This is a genomic window from Rhodoferax sp. GW821-FHT10B06 (genome assembly GCF_059415605.1).
In genome coordinates, this window is sequence record NZ_JBWKNO010000001.1 from 501,183 (window position 1) to 518,734 (window position 17,552).

Genomic DNA, 17,552 nt, shown 5'->3' on the forward strand with positions numbered 1-17,552 from the left:
GATCCATGCCGCTACACCCCCTGGAACCCCAACGCCTGTACCGCCAGATCGCCGAGCAGATGCGCAAGGGCATGCTGTCCGGCGAGTTCCCGGTGGGCACGCGGCTGCCGGCGGAGCGCGAGCTGGCCCTGCAGCTCGGTGTGAGCCGGCCCTCGGTGCGCGAGGCGCTGATTGCGCTGGAGGTAGAAGGCTGGGTGGAGGTGCGTACTGGCTCTGGCGTGTACGTGCTGGAGCGCGGGCCACGCAGCCCGGACGCCGCCGTGGCCGCCGCCGAATGGGGCCCGCTGGAGCTGATCCGCGCCCGCCGCGTCATCGAGGGTGAAACCGCGGCTCTGGCCGCCACCCTGGCCCTACCCGAACACATCGCCGCCATGCAGCGGGCCCTGCAGACCATGCAGGACGAAGCCGCACAAGGCAAGGCGCCGCTGGACGGCGACCGAGACTTCCATTCCGCCATCGTGCAGGCCAGTGGCAACGCCGTGCTGGTGGAAACCATCCACGGCTTCTGGGACGCGCGGCGCGGCCACCTGTTCACCCGGCTGGGCGGCTACTTTGAAAGCCCGCGTTCCTGGCGCATGGCGCTGAAGGAGCACCAGGCCATCCTGGCCGCCATCCAGGTCCAGGACGCTGATGCCGCCCGTGCCGCCATGCATGCCCACATGGACAAATCCCACCACCGGCTGAACGCCAGCTGGCAAAAAGCCAACCCCGCCTGAACCGCACCGCCACCATGACCACCACTTCCGCCCCTTTCATCCGCCTCCACCCTGCCGATGACGTGCTCATCGCCCGCGCCCAGCTGCTCAGCGGCGCCAGCGTCGAGGGCATTTCCGTCAAAGGCATGATTCCCCCCGGCCACAAGATCGCCACCCACGCGATTGCTGCTGGCGAGCCCGTACGGCGCTACAACCAGATCATCGGCTTTGCATCCCGCGCCATTGGTCCGGGCGAACATGTGCACACCCACAACCTGAATATGGGCCCGGACAAGGGCGACTTTGCCCGCGACTACGCGTTTGGCGCCGATGTGAAACCCGCCGCGCCACGCCGTGAGGCCACGTTCATGGGCATCAAACGCGCCGACGGCCGGGTCGCCACGCGCAACTACATCGGCATCCTCAGCAGCGTGAACTGCTCGGCCACCGTGGCCCGCGCCATCGCAGCCCATTTTTCGCGCCAGACCAATCCCGCCGCGCTGGCTGGCTACCCGAACATCGACGGTGTGGTCGCGTTGACCCACGGCACCGGCTGTGGCATGGATGGTGAGGGCCTGGGCCTGCAACTGCTGGAACGCACGCTGGCCGGCTACGCCACCCACCCCAACTTCGGCGCCGTGGTGGTCATCGGCCTGGGCTGCGAAGTCAACCAGACCAGCGCCTGGCTGGCCCGCAGCAGCCTGCGCGAAGGCGACACCCTGCAGACCTACAACATCCAGGACGCAGGTGGCACCCGCCATGCCGTCGAAAAAGGCATTGCCTTGGTGAGCAATATGCTCGCCAGCGCTAACAATGTGCAGCGCGAGCCCTGCAGCGTCTCCCACATCACCATCGGCCTGCAATGCGGTGGATCGGATGGCTACTCGGGTGTCAGCGCCAACCCGGCGCTGGGCGCAGCGGTGGATCTGCTGGTGGCCCACGGCGGCACCGCCATCCTCAGCGAAACCCCCGAAGTCTATGGCGCCGAGCATTTGCTGACGCGCCGTGCGGTCAAACCGGAGATCGCCGAGAAGCTGATCGGCCGCATCAAATGGTGGGAGAACTACACCGAGATCAACGGCGGCGAGATGAACAACAACCCCTCGCCCGGCAACAAGGCCGGCGGCCTGACGACCATCCTGGAGAAGTCACTTGGCGCAGTTGCCAAAGGAGGCACAACGAACCTGGAGGGCGTGTATGAATACGCCGAGCCGGTGACAGCCCACGGCTTCGTCTTCATGGACACGCCGGGCTACGACCCGGTCAGCGCTACTGGCCAGGTCGCGGGCGGCGCCAACGTGATCTGCTTCACCACCGGCCGCGGCAGCGCCTACGGCTGCGCCCCCTCGCCCTCGCTGAAGCTGGCCACCAACTCGGCGCTATGGCAGCGGCAAGAGGAGGACATGGACATCAACTGCGGCGAGATCATCGACGGCAGCAGCTCGGTACAGGAGATGGGCCAGCGCATCTTCGAGCTGGTTCTGGCCACCGCCTCGGGCGAGCAAAGCAAGAGCGAGCGCCACGGCTACGGGCAGAACGAGTTCGTGCCCTGGCAGGTCGGCGCGGTGATGTAGGCTCCAGCCACAGTATGCCGAACAGCATGCATAAAAACAGGCTCTGACGCAGGTAAAACCTGCGCAAGAAGCTACCTTTTTAATAGCAAATGTAAATCAAGCTCCCGTCGCCAGTTCGGCCTGCCAGCGGTCCAGGTTCTGCTCGTTGGCCGGCTCCACGATGTGACGCACAGCGGCCGCGACTTCCGCGCTCTCGAAAGCCTGCTCCCAAGTCACCCGCGTACCCGCCGCCGTGGGCTCCAGGCCGATGGTGAGCACAAAATGCGGCTGCGACAGATGCTGCACGACGATCTTGCGTGCCGGCTCAATCTGCCCGAAGGTGGATTCGTTGGGGTAGCTAGAGCCGTCCGGCCCGTGCATGGTGAAGCGCCACTGACCGCCGGGCTTGAACTCGAAGACGTCAAAGCTGTTGTGAAAACCGTCCGGCCCCCACCACCTGGCCAAACGCTCGGGCGCAGCAAATGCCGCGAATACAGCCTCTGGGGATGCCGTGAAGATTCTGAACGTTTGGAAGGTAGTCATGTGGGTTCTCCTGAGGATGAGAATTGGCAAACTTTGACAACTAGAAGCGCATAAGAAGAGTATCGATTCCTTGTGTGGCTCTAGATCGCCGCCCCCAGCGCAGCGGTCATCGCCTGGCGGATGTAACTGGCAACGGCATCCGCCGACATTGGCCGCGCAAAATAGTAGCCCTGTGCCTCATCGCAACCGAAGACGCGTAGCTGGTGCAGCATGTCGGCGGTTTCAACGCCTTCGGCGATGGTGTGCAAATTCAGGCTGCGGGCCATCTGGATGATGGCGCGCACGATGGCGGCGTCATCGGGGTCAGAGCCCAGATCGCGCACGAAGGACTGGTCGATCTTGAGCTTGTCGATGTCAAAACGCTTCAAATACGACAGGCTGGAATAGCCGGTACCAAAATCGTCGATGGACAGCTTCACACCCAGCAGCTTCAAGCGCTTGACGCAGTCCAGCGCGCGCTCCACGTTCTGGATCAGGATCGACTCGGTCAGCTCAAGCTCCAGCAGCGCGGGGTTCAGTTGGCTTTCTTCCAGCGCATGGATCACCGACTGTTCCACGCTACCGCGTTTGAACTGCACGGCCGAGAGGTTCACCGCCATGCACAGTTCAGGCAGTCCGTCGCGCCGCCAAGCCATGGCCTGGAGGCAGGCTTCACGCAGGACCCAGTCGCCGATGGGCACGATCAGTCCGCTCTCTTCGGACACCGGTATGAACCGCGCAGGCGACACCATGCCGAGCTGGGGGTGGTTCCACCGGATCAGGGCCTCGACTCCAATGATGGCGCCGCTGGCGAGGTCAATCTGGGGCTGGTAATGCAAAACGAATTCATTGCGCTCCAGCGCGCGACGTAGGCCATTGCGGATGAACTGGTGCTCGATCGCCTCCACGTCCATCGCATCGTCGAAATAACGGTAAGTGTTGCGCCCATCACCCTTGGCTTTGTACATGGCCATGTCGGCTTTCTTGAGCAGGCTCTCAAAACTCGTGCCATCTTCGGGAAAGATGGTCACCCCCATGGACACCGAAGTCGAAATTTCCTGGCCTTCAGCAAAGAAGGGCAGCTGCATCTGCTCCATGAGCTTGGTCAGAATCGGCGCCGCATCTTCCGCCTGGGTCAGGTCCGGCAAAAGAATGAGGAACTCATCACCGCCCAACCGGCTGATGGTGTCGGTTTCGCGCATGCAGGCGCTCAGGCGGACGGCGATCTGTTTGAGGAAGGCATCACCGCTATCGTGGCCCAGCGTATCGTTAATGCTTTTGAAGTTGTCCAGATCCAAAAACAGCAGCATCACGCGCCAGTTTGTCCGGCTCGCTCGGGCCTTGGCCTGCTCGAAACGATCTTGCAGCAGCAGACGGTTGGGCAGACCGGTGAGCGCGTCATGGAAAGCCTGGAACTGGATTTGCTGCTCGGCCAGCTTGCGCTGGGTAATGTCGGCCACAAGGAATATGTGGGCATCGGGTTGCCCGTCCGCAGTGAACAAGGGCGCGGTAGACAAGCTGATGTGGATGACGGAGCCGTCACGGCGTTGGCGGACCAGCTCGACCTGGTTGAGCGATTCCCCGTTCCGCAACCTGGAAACAATGCTGTCGTACTCCTGCTCCTTGTCTTTTGGAATGAACCGTACCTTATGGCCAATGGCCTCCTCAGCACTCCAGCCAAACATCTTCTGTGCAGCCGGGTTCCAGCTGCTTACGATGTAGTTGATATCGCTGGTGTAGATGGCCAGCGGCGAGTTCTTCACCATCGACTCCAACCGTTCGTTGCTGGCTTTGAGCTCGGCGTCCGAACGCATGATTTCTTCCCGCATGTGGTTGACGGCGTTCGCCACGTGGTCCAGCGCATCGGGACGCCAGCGCCCCTCCTCGCGGCGGTTGAGCCGCAGGGGCTGCTCACTGGATGCGTTCTTTGAAAACTGCCGCAGATAGCCGGCAATATGCTCTAGGTGCTGGCCCACCAAGGCCTGGAAGATCAGCAAAACGAAGGCGGTGACCAAAAAGGTTTTGATGGCATTGCTCACCAACATGACCATGAATTTGGACCACAGCCGCGACACCACGTTGTCCACGCTGGCGACCACATGCAGCTCACCAATGGATACGCTTTCTCCAGGACTGTCATGGTTCAGGGGAAAAACGGTTTCGATCTGACGTTTGGAGGACCGCTTGCCAGCCGACCACTGGGTCTTGCCATCGGAAACAATACCCAGGTACTCGATATCGCCCAGATTCATCAGGCCGTTCAGATGGTTCTGGATCTGGATAGGCTCCACTACCCAGACGCTTTCCACCAGGGAGGGCAAATACACCTTGCGGATCGACTCCACCCGCTCGTGGATACCGCGTATGTCCCCCCGATAGTCCAGGTAGAGCTCCACCGCGGTGATGACTGCGGTGACGGCGGAGCTGAACAAGACCACGGCCAACATGATCCTGCGCGCGATGCCGTTGTTACGAATCAGCGCCTTATTGAAAAAATTCCATTTAAAAACGTCGGCAAGTGTCATCAGCTCTCCAGCTGTTGGGCGTTGGATCAAAGATGCGCCTGTCGCTCCTCTTCCCGTAAAGGCCACCAAGCACCTGAGTGACCTTGAAAGCCGGGTCCGCATGCGTCTTGCCAAACACATGCATCTCTTCGCACATGCTGGTATCCACCCATTCACAGTGTACGTGCAGCAGTACAGCTGCAGGTAACACTAGCCACTGAAATTTAACCCCTTTGCGGCTACAAAGTCGGGGTATAAATATCAGCGTTTAGTATTTGCTGCCCTGGCAAATGCCACAACGCATACCACCGAGGAACTCAAGATGGCAATCAACAAGAGGGTTCCGTTGTTGCATACATTGAAACTTTGGTTATGGGCTGCGTTCACCGTCACCATGGCGTTCAATGTGGCCAATGCTGAAAACCTGGTTCTGGTTGCAGCCGACAGCCGTCCCACAGCCTACATCGTGGACGGCAAGCCGACGGGTATTCTGGTGGACGTGGTGACCGAGGCCTTCCGACGCTCTGGCCACTCCGTAAAAATCCAGTTAATGCCATGGGCACGTTGCTTGGCCGAAGTACGCGAGGGCAATGTAGATGGCATATTCTCGGTTTTCAGACTGCCTGAGCGAGAGGCGTTTCTTGCCTACACCGAGAACCCGGTCATCACGCAAATCGAAGTCCTTTTTATCCATGCAGATTCGGATATTCGATTTACTGGCAATTTAGCCGAGTTATCGCACCTCAGAGCGGGCATCATTCGCGACACAAGCTACGGTCTGGATATCGATAAGCTAGTCAAGAATGGAGCCTGGCAGAACATCACCTATACCAGCAGCGTTGACAGCCTCGTTGCCATGCTTGCCGCCAAGAGAATTGATTTTGCACCCAGTTACCGGGCGGTATTTCTGGATGCCGCAAAACAGGCGGGCTCCATCGGCAAAATCAAGGAGTTAAGCCCCGCCGTTGAGTCCATTCCCAGTTACCTGGCTTTCAACAAGAAGCGTGACTACGCGAAAATCAGCGCCGAATTTGACAAGGCACTGGCATCCATGAAGAAGGACAAGTCCTTCGATGCCATTTACACCAAATACTTGAACTAGGCGCCCATCGCGGTCTAGCCCGCAGCCGCCAGCAAACTCCGCAAACTGCCTTCCAGGTGTTCGGTCGGCAGCCTGGTAAACCCAGACCGCGCAAAGCGCTGCAGCCGCCCGGCGGCAAAAGAGGTCAGCACCGATGCCCGCACCTGGGCGTCCACCGTGGGAGTGTCGCTGCCGGCGCTGGCCGTGCGCAGGCACTGGCGCAAGGTAGCTTCTATCTTGTCGAAGAACAGGTTCATGCGCTGCTGCAGACGGTCATTCTCGAACACCAGAGCGTCGCCCACCATCACCCGGGTCATGCCGGGGTTCTTCTCGCCGAACTGCAGCAGCACCGAGACAATGCGGCTGGCTTGGCGCAGGCCGTTGCCGTCGTCGTTCGCCATGATCTGGTTGACCAGCGAGAACACCGACTGCTCGATGAACTCAATCAGGCCCTCGAACATCTGCGCCTTGCTGGCGAAATGCCGGTACAGCGCCGCTTCGCTCACCTCCAGCCGAGCAGCCAGCGCTGCGGTGGTGATGCGCTCGGCACCCGGCTGCTGCAGCATGCTGGCCAGGGTCTGCAGAATCTGCACCCTGCGCTCACCCGGCTTGGGGCGCTTGCGCGGTGCGCTGGTCTCTACCAGCTCGGTGTCTTCGGCCATGCGGGCGCTTTAGTTGGAGCGAATCATGGTGCCAAAGGCCTGGTCGCCCAGGATCTCTAGCAACAGCGCATGCGGCACACGGCCGTCGATGATGTGCACGGCCTTCACGCCGCTCTTGGCCGCGTCCAGCGCGCCGGCAATCTTGGGCAACATGCCGCCCGACAGGGTGCCGTCAGCGAACAGGCCGTCGATGTCGGTAGCGGTCAGGTCGGTCAGCAGCGCGCCGGCCTTGTTCAGCACGCCAGGGATGTTGCTCAGCATCAGCAGCTTTTCAGCCTGCAGTTGGATGGCCAGCTTGCCGGCCACCACGTCAGCGTTGATGTTGTAGCTTTCGTTGTCCACACCAAAACCGATGGGGCTGACCACGGGGATGAAGGCGTCGTCTTGCAGCGACTTGACCACGCTGGCGTCGATGCTCTCGATATCGCCGACCTGGCCGATGTCATGCTCGATGCTGGGGTCGGCGTTGTCGGCCATGCGCAGCTTCTTGGCACGGATCATGGCGCCGTCGCGGCCGGTCAGGCCCACGGCCTTGCCGCCGGCCTGGTTGATCAGGCCCACGATGTCCTGCTGCACCTGGCCGGCCAGCACCCATTCGACCACTTCCATGGTTTCTTCGTCGGTGACGCGCATGCCCTGGATGAACTGGCCCTTCTTGCCCAAGCGGCCCAGCGCCGACTCGATCTGCGGGCCACCGCCGTGCACCACCACCGGATTGATGCCCACCAGCTTGAGCAGCACCACGTCTTCGGCAAAGGCTTTTTGCAGCGCCGGCTCGGTCATGGCGTTGCCGCCGTATTTGATGACCATGGTCTTGCCGTGGTACTTGCGTATGTATGGCAGGGCCTGGGCCAGGATTTCGGCTTTGTCGCGGGGGGCAATCGGGGTAGACATGGAGCGGGGTTCCCAAATAAAGGCTAAGGCTGAATCATATAAGGCTGCCGTGGCAGTTTTACAGCTTGTGGGTCGACAGCAGGATGCTGGTCTCAGTGTTGGAAATGCCGGGAATGGTACGTATGGTGTTGAGCACCTTGTCAAACGCCTCCAGCGTGTCGGCGCGCAGCTCGGCGATCAGGTCCCAGCGGCCGTTGGTGGTGTGCAGGGTCACCACGTTGGGGTGGCCGCGCAGGGTGCGGCGCACCTCCTCGCCATGCGGGCCGTCCACTGCGATGCCCATGCTGGCGCGGATGCGGTGCGCCTCTACCTCGGGCCGCAGCCGCACCGAATAGCCGACGATGGTGCCATCGGCCTCCAGCTTGGCGATGCGGTTTTGCACCGTGGCACGCGCCAGGCGCAGCTTTTTGGCGATGGCCACCACCGGCATGCGGGCGTCGTCGCGCAGCAGCGCGATCAGTTGGCGGTCGGTATCGTCCATCATAAATTAGCCATAGTGCCCATATTAATGGGCCAAATGTAAGGTTTACCGTAAGACCTGCCAAGTTGCATGCTTCATTTTGGCGCCCCCGGGCGGAAAAATACCGCCATGCACACACCTACCACCCCTTCCCGCGCGGCCTCCATCCAGGCGCCCAGCGCCGTCGTCATGGTCCGGCCGCACCGCTTCACCCCCAACCCCGAAACCGCCGCCGACAACGCCTTCCAGAGCCCGGCCGCCCAGGAGGCCGCGCACAGCATTGCCGCTGCTGCCTACCGCGAAGTCACCGACGCGGTGGCCCAGCTGGAGGCAGCGGGTGTGCGCGTGCACCTGTTCGAAGACACGGGCGAACGCGACACACCGGACGCGGTGTTCCCCAACAACTGGTTCTCCACCCACCCCGGCGGGCACATCGCCATCTATGCCATGTACTCGCCCAGCCGCCGCCGCGAACGACGCAGCGACGTGATCGAGATGCTGAAAACGCAGTACCGCGTGCAGGACGTGATCGACTATTCCGGCCTGGAGCAGGACAACCTATTCCTGGAAGGCACGGGCGCCATGGTGTTCGACCACCTGGCCCGCGTGGCCTACACCGCCCGTTCGCACCGGGCCGACCCGGTGCTGCTGGAGCGCTTCAGCACCCATTTCAACTTCGAGCCCATGCTGTTCGACACCACCGATGCGACGGGCAAGCCGATTTACCACACCAATGTGCTGATGTGCGTGGCCACGGAATTCGCGCTGGTGGGCATGGACATGATCCCGGATGCGCAGCGGGCAGCCCAGGTGCGGACGCGGCTGGAGGAGTCGGGGCGCGAGGTCATTGTGCTGAGCGCAGCGCAGATTGCCGAATTTGCCGGCAATGCCATCGAACTCTCAGGCCGCAACGGCCGGGTGCTGGCGCTATCGCAGCGTGCCTGCAACAGCCTGACAACCGCGCAGAAAGCGGTTATCGAAAAGTCGGCCCACCTGCTGCCGCTGGCCGTGCCGACGATAGAGATGGCAGGGGGATCGGTGCGCTGCATGATTGCAGGCATCCACCTATCCCCGCGGCAGGGATAGGCGCTATTTCGTTTCCAGTTCAATCCGAGATTAGGCGCGAAGCCGCAGACAGTGGCTTGCCACGGCATGTCGCCCATCCCCTCTGGGGCTGGACGAGGGCGAAGTAACGACATCTCGGGTTGAACTGGGAGCGAAATCAATGATGGTGGCCGTGCTCGCCGTGTACGTGCTGGTGCGCCACCTCTTCGTCCGACGCGGCACGCACGCTGACCACCGTCACGGTGAACTGCAGGGCCTGGCCGGCCAGGGCGTGGTTGCCGTCCAGCAGCACCTCGGGGCCCTTGATCTTGACCACGTTGTAGATGTGCTCGCGGCCGTCGTCGGTGCGCCCCTTGAGCTGGCCGCCGACCTTCACGCCGGGTGGGAATTCACTCTTGGGGATGCTGCGCACCAGCGACTCGTCGCGCACACCGAAGGCGTCTTCCGGTTGCAGGTTCAAGGTGACCTGGTAGCCGGCCACGCGGCCTTCCAGGGCTTCTTCGATCTTGGGCAGGGTGTTGTTGTAGCCGCCGTGCAGGTAGACCATGGGGTTCTTGGGTGCTTCGATGAGCTTGCCCTTGGCGTCGGCTACCTTGTAGCGCAGGGTGACGGCGGTGTTTTTTTCGATTTTCATGCTGGAAGCCGCCAGGGGCGGAAATAGGACAGGTGCAGCCTATTTTCGCGCAGGCTGCAGCCAGCTGTTTCTACACACGCAAAAACAGCCGCCAGCGCAATCAATACCTACGCTGGCAGCTATCGATTCAGGAGCGCACGTCGGCCAGATCTACCTGCGCCGTCTCGGGCAGGCGCGAGGCGCCCAGCAGCGCCAGTACGGCGATCAGCATCAGATAGAAGGCCGGTGCCAGGTGGTTGCCGGTGCGCTCGATCAGATAGGTGGCCATCAGCGGCGCAGTCCCGCCAAACACGGTGTAGGCCAGGTTGTAGCTGATGGCCGAGGCGGTGTAGCGGATGCGCGTGGGGAACAGCTCGGACAGCAGCACCGCCGTCACCACGCCCGACAGCACGGCCGCCAAGGCCTGCAAAGCCGCGCCCAGCAGAGCCAGCGGCACACTGCCCGACTTGGCCAGCTGGAACGAAGGGTAGGCACACACAATCGCCAACACACACACGGTGTACATCGTGCGCTTGCGCCCCACATGGTCGCTGTAACGCCCCGCCAGCGGGCACAGCGCAATCGCCACCAGCAAGCCACATACGCCCACCAGCAGCGCCTGGTTGCGGCTCAGTTGGCCCACCACCTGCACATAGGTCGAGAAATAGGTCGTGAAGGTGTAGAAGGACAGCGCTGTGACGGCGATAAACAAGCTCAACCACAGAATGCGCAGGCCATGGCTGCCAAAGGTCTCGCGCAGCGAGGCATGCTGCGCGCCATGGTCTTCCTCCTCCACCGCCTGGAAGGCCGGCGTTTCCGCCAGCTTGGTGCGCAGGTACAGGCCGATCAAGCCCAGCGGCGCGGACAGGATGAACGGCAGCCGCCAGCCCCAGTCGGCCATGGCCTGTGGCCCCAGCCACACACCCAGGGCATAGGCCACCACCGCCGCGCTGGCGAAGGCCGAGAAGGTGGACACCGGCAAGAAGCTGGCATAACGGGCACGCTGGCCGCGCGGTGCGTGCTCCATCACATAGGCACAGGCACCGGCGTATTCGCCGCCGGCGGAAAAGCCCTGCACGCAACGCGCCAGCGTCAGGGCCAGAGGCGCGGCCACGCCAATGGCCGCGTAGTTGGGCAGGAAGCCAATCGCCGTGGTGGCGGCGGCCATGAGCAAAATGGTCAAGGCCAACGTACGCTTGCGGCCTATGCGGTCGCCCAGCATGCCGAACACCACGCCGCCCAGGGGGCGGAAGGCAAACGCCACGGCGAACACCACGAAGGTCTTGAGCAAGCCGGCCTGCGGATCGTCCCCCGGGAAAAACTGCTGGGAAATGGCGGTGGCCAAAAAGCCATAGACCGCGAAATCAAACCACTCTACAAAATTGCCGATAGATGCGGCAGCAATGACTTTGTAGATGGTCTTCTGGGGGACGTTCGCCTGCATAGGGCTCCTTGGGTTAGTGGCCTGGACACAGAGCGATTTCCATGCCACATCCCCCGGGGGCGGTCGCTAGGCAGTGGGTGGCAACTGCTTCTCGCCGCCCAGCATCTGGGTGAAACGCGCCGGGTCCTGCCCATGTACCGGCTCCGCATCGCCCCAGGGCCAGCCGCCAAACTGGGTGCGGCGGTAGTCGGCCATGGCCTGCTCGATCTCGGCATGGGTGTTCATCACGAAGGGGCCGTACTGCGCCACCGGCTCGCCCAGCGGTCGGCCTTGCAGCAGCAGAAATTCAGCCAGCTCGGGGCCGTTGACCAGCTTCACTGGCTGCGAGGCATCCAGCGTGACGGCGGTTTGGCCGGATACGGCCTGGCCGGCCAGTTGCACCGATGCACCCTTGAAGAAATACAGTCTGCGCTGGGTCTGCGCGCCGCTGGCGGCGGGCAGCGTCCAGCGCGCGCCGGGCGCCATGGTGATGGTCCAGATGGCTACATCCGCATCCGTCTGCGCAGCGAAGGACCCTGGGGGCGGCGCCAGGGGCGTCACATCGCCCAACTGGCCGGCGGTGACACGCACATCGGTGGCCAACCCTTGCGCATCGGAAAAGGTCTGCCGCGGCACTTCATGCTGCCAGAACATGGTGAAGTGGGGCTCCACCATTTTGTTGCGCGCGGGCAGGTTCAGCCAGATCTGGAACAGCTCCAGCGGATTCGGCTGGCTCTGGTCGAGCAGCGGAAACATCTCGGCATGCACGATGCCGCGACCGGTGGTCAGCCACTGGACATCCCCCGCGCCATAACGGGCACTGGCACCCAACGAATCCGCGTGGTCCACCAGACCTTTGCGCACAATGGTCACGGTCTCGAAACCGCGGTGCGGGTGTGGCGGAAAGCCAGGTACGGACTCACCGTGGTACATGCTCCAGCCGTCCTTGCGGCTGAAGTCCTGGCCGATAGCGCGACCCGCCAGCGATGCAGCCGGGCCTAGTTCGCCATTCGCCTGCGGATAAGCGTCATCGTGGTAGACGCAGAACAGAAACGGATCCATCGTCGGCCACGGAAAACCGAGGGGCTGAACGCTCAAGACAGCGGAGGGGGCGGACATGGCAGACGTTCCTTCTTCAAAAGCTATACATGGAGGCGCAGGCCGCCACTTCAACCGCCAGCTCCGGCATGCAGGCCAAGACCCGGCCGACGGCAGGGAGACATATCCAACGATACACTGACTTTCAGACCCCAGCCTGGGCGGCGGCTAGCGATGAACATGATGGTCGCCGAGGCGCACTACCCGGTACTGCAGCAGGCCATGCACACCATGCACAACCACCCCACGGTGGTGGAGCTGATCCCCGCCTTGCTGGGCGAATTGAAACCCTAGGACACAGCATGCATCTGGAAGGCTCCTGCCACTGCGGCAAGGTCAAGTTTTCGGTCGAATCCCACGAGCCGGTGCCCTTCATGCGCTGCTACTGCAGCATCTGCCGCAAGACCGCCGGCACCGGCGGCTACGCCATCAACCTGGGCGCCGACCACCGCACGCTGCGCTTCACCGGCAAGCGCTATCTGAGAATCTACCAAGCCACCATCCAGCAGGGCGACGCGGTGCGCCACAGCAGCGGCCAGCGCCACTTCTGTAGCCGCTGCGGCACGGCGCTCTGGCTGTGGGACCCGGCCTGGCCCGACCTGGTGCACCCGCATGCCGGCGCCATCGACACACCGCTGCCGACGCCGCCCGAGAACGTGCACTGCCTGCTGGACTCCAAGGCCTCGTGGGTACGGGTAGAAGGCCACAAGGGCGACCCACGCTTTGGCGGCTACCCCGACTTTTCGCTGGCCGAATGGCATGCGCAGCGGGGGGTGGTATCAGATGCGCAGGCCGCCAAAACTTCACGCAAAACCAAGCGCTAGCGTAGGAAGAACAAGCGCAAGCAGCTGCTATTTTTATAGCAAATCAGACAACCACCGCTGCAACCTGTTTAGGGAAATCCGTCGACGCAGCCAATCCACGCCACTGCGCGGTTTCGCGCTCTACAAACGCATGCTTGTCGGCAATGGTTTGCAGCGTGTCGGTACCCAGTGGCAGGCGCAGCGGCGGCGTCGGCGATGCCACCAAGGCCAACAGCGCCTGGGCCAACCGCAGCGGGTCGCCGGGCTGCTGGTGGTTGATCTGCGTGGCGGCCACGCGCACCTGGCCGGCGCTGGCGGCGTAGTCGTCCAGGATGCGCGGCGACACGGCCAGCGATGCGGCATCCAGAAAGTCGGTGCGGAAGTAGCCCGGTTGCACCGCCGTCACGTGGATGCCCAGCGGCGCCAGCTCGGCGTGCAGGGCTTCGGTCAGGCCTTCGACCGCGAACTTGGTCGAGCAGTACAGGCCAAAGCCCGCCGCCGACTGGTAGCCGCCCAGCGACGAGATGTTGATGACATGGCCCTGGCGGCGTACGCGCATGGCGGGCAGCACGGCGCGGGTCACGTTCAGCAGGCCGAACACATTGGTCTCATACAAGCGGCGCACTTCGTCGGCACTGGCTTCTTCCACCGCGCCCAGCAGGCCGTAGCCAGCGTTGTTGACCAGCACGTCGATGCGGCCAAAGCGGTCCAGCGCGGCTGCCACGGCGCGCGCGGCCTGGGCTTCGTCGGTCACGTCCAGCGGCAGGGCCAGCAAGGCCTCGCTGTGGCCGAAGCGCTGCTGCAGCGCCGCCGCGTCGCGGGCTGTGGCGACCACGGCGTCGCCCTGGGCCAGCGCGGCCTCGGTGATGCGCGCGCCTATGCCACGCGATGCGCCGGTGACCATCCAGATGCGGGGAAAAGAAGTGTTGCTTGTCATGCTGAAGTCCTTGAATCAATGTTGCGGTAAGGCAATGTAGTTTTTGCATCCGCATTTGAATAGCCAGCAATCGCTGGCTTCATAATCAAGAAATTCATGACAATGTAGAAACCCATGGCTATCAACGAACTGCGCGCAGTTGCCACCTTCGTCAAAGCCGCCGAACTCGGCAGCCTGCGCAAGGCGGCCGCGGCGCAAGGCATCAGCCCGCAGGCCGCCAGCCAGGCGCTGGTGCAGCTGGAGCAGCACCTGGGCGTGCGCCTGTTCCACCGCACCACCCGCAGCCTGAGCCTGACGGAAGAAGGCGAACAATTCCTCCACGCCGCGCAGCCAGGCCTGTCGACCCTGCAGCGCGCGCTGCACGGGGCGCGCCGGGGCCGCGAAGAGATCGCCGGGCCGCTGCGCATCGTGGCGCCGCGCTCCATCATGCTGGAGGTGCTGTGGCCGGTGCTGGAAGAATATTGCCGCCGCCATCCGCAGATCGAACCCGATGTGCAGATGGACGACCGCCTCAGCAACTGGGTGGAAGACCGGGTCGACGTCGGCTTCAGGGCCGGCTCGCCACCCGAGGGCAGCATCTCTCGGCGGCTGCTGTCCTTGCAGTTGGTGGTCTGCGCAGCCCCCGCCTACATCGCCCAGCATGGCGCGCCCACCAGCATCGACGCGCTGGCACAGCACCGTTGCAGCGGCTTTCGCCATGCCAGCACAGGCAAACCCATGCCCTGGGAATTCAAGGTGGGCGAAGAGATCGTGGCCCGCAACATCGCCTCGACCCTGATCTGCAACGATGTGGAGCTGGAAGCCCGCGCCGTGCTGGCCGGCCACGCGATTGGCCAGCTGGTGGGCACAACGGCCACGCCGCTAGTACGCGCCGGGCAACTAGTGCCCTTACTCACCGAACACGTGACCGACCATCTGGGCCTGTACGTGTACTACGGCAGCCGCACGGCCCAACCGGCACGGGTGCGCGCCTTCATCGACCTGGCGGTGGAGCGGCTGGTGGGCAACCCGCAGTTCGTGCTGCAGCCACACGAGCTGATCCCGGCCAAAAAGCCACGGCGGCGGGCCGGCTGAGCGCCTGCGCAGGCGTCAATTCGCCACCAGCACAGGCTGCTCGCGGTACACCGCTGGCAGCAGGCTCTTCAGGTTGGCAATCTTGGGCAGATCGAACTGCGCGATATAGGACGCCGTGGGGTGCAGGGTGGCGTAATTCTGGTGGTACTTCTCTGCCGGGTAAAAACCCTGCAGCGGGCTGAGCTGGGTCACTATCTTGCTGGGGAAGACCTTAGCGGCATCCAGCTCGGCGATGTAGCGCTCGGCCACGGCCTTCTGGGCGGGGCTGGTGTAGAACAGCGCCGAGCGGTACTGCGTGCCGACGTCGGGGTACTGCCGGTTCATTTGCGTGGGGTCATGGGCCACCGAGAAGTAGATTTGCAGCAGCTGAGCGTAGCTGACCTGCTTGGGGTCGAAGCGCACCTGCACCGCTTCCGCATGGCCGGTGCCACCACCGCTGACGGTCTCGTAGTGCGCATCCGACTGCTTGCCGCCGGCATAACCGGACACCGCCTCCAGCACGCCGTTGGTGTGCTGGAACACCGCCTGGATACCCCAGAAACAACCACCGGCGAACACCACGGTCTCGCTGGCCTGGCTGGCCGGCGGCACGCCCGCCAGCGCCTGGGCCGAGGGCGGTGGAATGCTGACCGCCTTTTCGGCCGCAGCGTTCGGGCTCAGGTAGACGATGGCCAGCAGCAGCGCGCCGGCGATCAACAGCAGCAGCGTCTTGGGGATGGCGGGGCGGGATGGGGCGGGGGCGGTACGTGGCATGGCAAGTCCTTTGTGGCGGTCTGAGTCGCTGCGGAGTGCAAGGTTCACAAGGTTCATTGCCTCTTGGTCGGCCCAGGTGCCAGATCCTTACACCCGGCCCTGGCGCACAAATAAATCTTGCCGGTGTGTAAGGTTTGCGGCCCCCACCGGACTAAAGCTTACAGACAGCTGCCGCACTCCGCTGCAGCGCCTGCCTTAGCCCACAACAGGAACCACCATGAACAAATTCTCCGCCACCCTGATCTCCGCCTGCCTGCTGATGGCCACCGCCGGCGCCATGGCCGAAGACACCATGAAAAAAGACGACATGATGAAAAAGGACGGCATGGCCCAGGACAGCATGATGCAGAAAGATCACATGAAGAAGCCCATGACCAAGAAGCACGCCATGGCGAAAAAGGACACCATGAAGAAGGACGACATGATGAAGAAAGACGACACCATGATGAAGGACGGCATGGCAACCGATGCCATGAAGAAGTAAACCCGAGCCCTTAGCGCCGCAGCGCTACACCAGCGCCAGGTGCTGTGCCAAATGGCTGTACACCGCATGCACCCGCCGCAGGTGGCGGGACTCGGTGTGCGTTAGTAGCCAGAGTTCAGTCTGGGCTTCGTCCAGCGGATCGCTTAGCTGGCGCAGGTCATTGCGGCGCTGCGCCAGAAATAGCGGCAGCACACCTATACCCAGGCCTTGGGCGACCAGCTCGGCCACGGTCAGGATGCTGTTGACCCGGTACGCGGGCACCACCTTGGGGTAATGCTTTTTGCGCCAAACCACAGACGGGTGCTCGGGCAGCCCTTCGTCGGGTGCCACCCAACGGGCCTGGGCGGCCGTCTCTGCATCGAACCGTTCAATACCGCTCTGCAAACCTGCGAACAGCGCCACGCGGATCGGACCTATGTGCTTGCCCACCAGGTGCGGCGGCGGCCGCTGGGTGGCGCGCACCGCGATATCGGCGTCACGCCGCGTCAGGCTGGCCAGTTCATTGCCCGCATGCAGCTCATAGGCCAGCAGCGGGTGCTGGGCGTGCAAAGCCTGCAAAGCCGGCGCCACCAGCGCATGCAAGATGGTGTCGGTGCTGGTGATGCGCACCGTGCCCGCGACCTGCTCGGGCAAGGCCTGTGCAGCCGAGCGGGCGGCCTCCAGCTGGGCCTCCATCTGCTCGCCACGGCTGGCCAGCTCCTGCGCCAGTTCCAACGGCAAATAGCCGGTGCGCGAGCGCGCAAACAGGCGCTGGCCCAGGCCCTTCTCCAGGCGCTGGATGCTGCGGAACACGGTGGACGCATCCAGCGCCAGCCGTTCACCGGCCCCCGCCAGGGTGCCGGCACGCACCAGGGCCAGCACGGTTTCCACATCGGCAGCACTCAGCTTGTATTGCGTTTTTGCATGCATGATTTGCAGAATTACCTATTTT

General features: G+C 63.2%; 18 protein-coding genes. 7 read left to right on the top strand and 11 right to left on the bottom strand.

The window, feature by feature from the left end:
• Positions 1 to 5 precede the first annotated feature (5 nt).
• A complete protein-coding gene (locus AC07O2_RS02325; RefSeq protein WP_495074120.1) occupies positions 6 to 716 on the top strand; it encodes a FadR/GntR family transcriptional regulator in 711 nt (236 codons plus the stop codon).
• Positions 717 to 730: 14 nt separating this feature from the next.
• On the top strand, positions 731 to 2,269 hold the full coding sequence (locus AC07O2_RS02330) for a UxaA family hydrolase (protein ID WP_495074121.1): 1,539 nt from the start codon (positions 731 to 733) through the stop codon (positions 2,267 to 2,269).
• A gap of 96 nt (positions 2,270 to 2,365) precedes the next feature.
• On the opposite strand, the gene AC07O2_RS02335 is transcribed toward AC07O2_RS02330, so the two are convergent.
• Together AC07O2_RS02335 and AC07O2_RS02340 are read right to left on the bottom strand one after the other, a co-directional pair.
• Positions 2,366 to 2,791: an SRPBCC family protein gene (locus tag AC07O2_RS02335; protein WP_495074122.1), complete on the bottom strand. Its 426-nt coding sequence runs from the start codon at positions 2,789 to 2,791 to the stop codon at positions 2,366 to 2,368.
• An 80-nt stretch (positions 2,792 to 2,871) separates the two neighbouring features.
• Positions 2,872 to 5,295 carry a bifunctional diguanylate cyclase/phosphodiesterase gene (locus AC07O2_RS02340; protein ID WP_495074123.1) on the bottom strand — a complete coding sequence of 808 codons (2,424 nt, stop codon included), beginning with the start codon at positions 5,293 to 5,295 and terminating at the stop codon, positions 2,872 to 2,874.
• Between the two features lie 301 nt (positions 5,296 to 5,596).
• Between AC07O2_RS02340 and AC07O2_RS02345 the strand changes: the two genes are divergently transcribed.
• On the top strand, positions 5,597 to 6,376 hold the full coding sequence (locus AC07O2_RS02345) for a substrate-binding periplasmic protein (protein WP_495074124.1): 780 nt from the start codon (positions 5,597 to 5,599) through the stop codon (positions 6,374 to 6,376).
• A gap of 14 nt (positions 6,377 to 6,390) precedes the next feature.
• On the opposite strand, the gene slmA is transcribed toward AC07O2_RS02345, so the two are convergent.
• The 3 genes from slmA to AC07O2_RS02360 are packed head-to-tail and all read right to left on the bottom strand — an operon-like array spanning position 6,391 to position 8,392.
• Positions 6,391 to 7,017 carry a nucleoid occlusion factor SlmA gene (gene slmA, locus AC07O2_RS02350; protein WP_495074125.1) on the bottom strand — a complete coding sequence of 209 codons (627 nt, stop codon included), beginning with the start codon at positions 7,015 to 7,017 and terminating at the stop codon, positions 6,391 to 6,393.
• A gap of 9 nt (positions 7,018 to 7,026) precedes the next feature.
• Positions 7,027 to 7,911 (bottom strand): acetylglutamate kinase, encoded by an 885-nt coding sequence (argB, locus tag AC07O2_RS02355; protein ID WP_495074126.1) that lies wholly within the window; start codon positions 7,909 to 7,911, stop codon positions 7,027 to 7,029.
• A gap of 58 nt (positions 7,912 to 7,969) precedes the next feature.
• The gene (locus AC07O2_RS02360; RefSeq protein ID WP_495074127.1) at positions 7,970 to 8,392 is read right to left on the bottom strand and encodes an Lrp/AsnC family transcriptional regulator; all 423 of its coding nucleotides are present in this window, start codon (positions 8,390 to 8,392) and stop codon (positions 7,970 to 7,972) included.
• Between the two features lie 108 nt (positions 8,393 to 8,500).
• Between AC07O2_RS02360 and ctlX the strand changes: the two genes are divergently transcribed.
• The gene (ctlX, locus tag AC07O2_RS02365) at positions 8,501 to 9,457 is read left to right on the top strand and encodes a citrulline utilization hydrolase CtlX (protein WP_495074128.1); all 957 of its coding nucleotides are present in this window, start codon (positions 8,501 to 8,503) and stop codon (positions 9,455 to 9,457) included.
• Between the two features lie 136 nt (positions 9,458 to 9,593).
• Here ctlX and AC07O2_RS02370 read toward each other — a convergent pair whose 3' ends face one another.
• The 3 genes from AC07O2_RS02370 to AC07O2_RS02380 form a co-directional block, all read right to left on the bottom strand.
• Positions 9,594 to 10,070: an FKBP-type peptidyl-prolyl cis-trans isomerase gene (locus tag AC07O2_RS02370; RefSeq protein ID WP_495074129.1), complete on the bottom strand. Its 477-nt coding sequence runs from the start codon at positions 10,068 to 10,070 to the stop codon at positions 9,594 to 9,596.
• 127 nt (positions 10,071 to 10,197) lie between these two features.
• Positions 10,198 to 11,493 (bottom strand): MFS transporter, encoded by a 1,296-nt coding sequence (locus AC07O2_RS02375; protein ID WP_495074130.1) that lies wholly within the window; start codon positions 11,491 to 11,493, stop codon positions 10,198 to 10,200.
• A 66-nt stretch (positions 11,494 to 11,559) separates the two neighbouring features.
• Entirely contained in the window at positions 11,560 to 12,591 is a 1,032-nt protein-coding gene (locus tag AC07O2_RS02380) for a pirin family protein (protein WP_495074131.1), read from the bottom strand.
• A 281-nt stretch (positions 12,592 to 12,872) separates the two neighbouring features.
• Here AC07O2_RS02380 and AC07O2_RS02385 point away from each other — a divergent pair, with 281 nt between their 5' ends.
• Complete coding sequence (locus tag AC07O2_RS02385) at positions 12,873 to 13,394, top strand: GFA family protein (protein ID WP_495074132.1); 522 nt, start codon at positions 12,873 to 12,875, stop codon at positions 13,392 to 13,394.
• A 43-nt stretch (positions 13,395 to 13,437) separates the two neighbouring features.
• Here the strand turns inward: AC07O2_RS02385 and AC07O2_RS02390 are convergent, their stop codons facing one another.
• Positions 13,438 to 14,310 (bottom strand): oxidoreductase, encoded by an 873-nt coding sequence (locus AC07O2_RS02390; protein WP_495074133.1) that lies wholly within the window; start codon positions 14,308 to 14,310, stop codon positions 13,438 to 13,440.
• A 114-nt stretch (positions 14,311 to 14,424) separates the two neighbouring features.
• On the opposite strand from AC07O2_RS02390, the gene AC07O2_RS02395 reads away from it, so the two are divergent.
• Positions 14,425 to 15,384 carry a LysR family transcriptional regulator gene (locus AC07O2_RS02395; protein WP_495074134.1) on the top strand — a complete coding sequence of 320 codons (960 nt, stop codon included), beginning with the start codon at positions 14,425 to 14,427 and terminating at the stop codon, positions 15,382 to 15,384.
• A gap of 15 nt (positions 15,385 to 15,399) precedes the next feature.
• On the opposite strand, the gene msrA is transcribed toward AC07O2_RS02395, so the two are convergent.
• Positions 15,400 to 16,137 (bottom strand): peptide-methionine (S)-S-oxide reductase MsrA, encoded by a 738-nt coding sequence (gene msrA, locus AC07O2_RS02400; RefSeq protein ID WP_495074135.1) that lies wholly within the window; start codon positions 16,135 to 16,137, stop codon positions 15,400 to 15,402.
• 217 nt (positions 16,138 to 16,354) lie between these two features.
• Between msrA and AC07O2_RS02405 the strand changes: the two genes are divergently transcribed.
• Positions 16,355 to 16,621 (top strand): hypothetical protein, encoded by a 267-nt coding sequence (locus tag AC07O2_RS02405; protein ID WP_495074136.1) that lies wholly within the window; start codon positions 16,355 to 16,357, stop codon positions 16,619 to 16,621.
• A gap of 24 nt (positions 16,622 to 16,645) precedes the next feature.
• Here AC07O2_RS02405 and AC07O2_RS02410 read toward each other — a convergent pair whose 3' ends face one another.
• Complete coding sequence (locus AC07O2_RS02410; protein ID WP_495074137.1) at positions 16,646 to 17,530, bottom strand: LysR family transcriptional regulator; 885 nt, start codon at positions 17,528 to 17,530, stop codon at positions 16,646 to 16,648.
• Between the last annotated feature and the right edge of the window lie 22 nt (positions 17,531 to 17,552).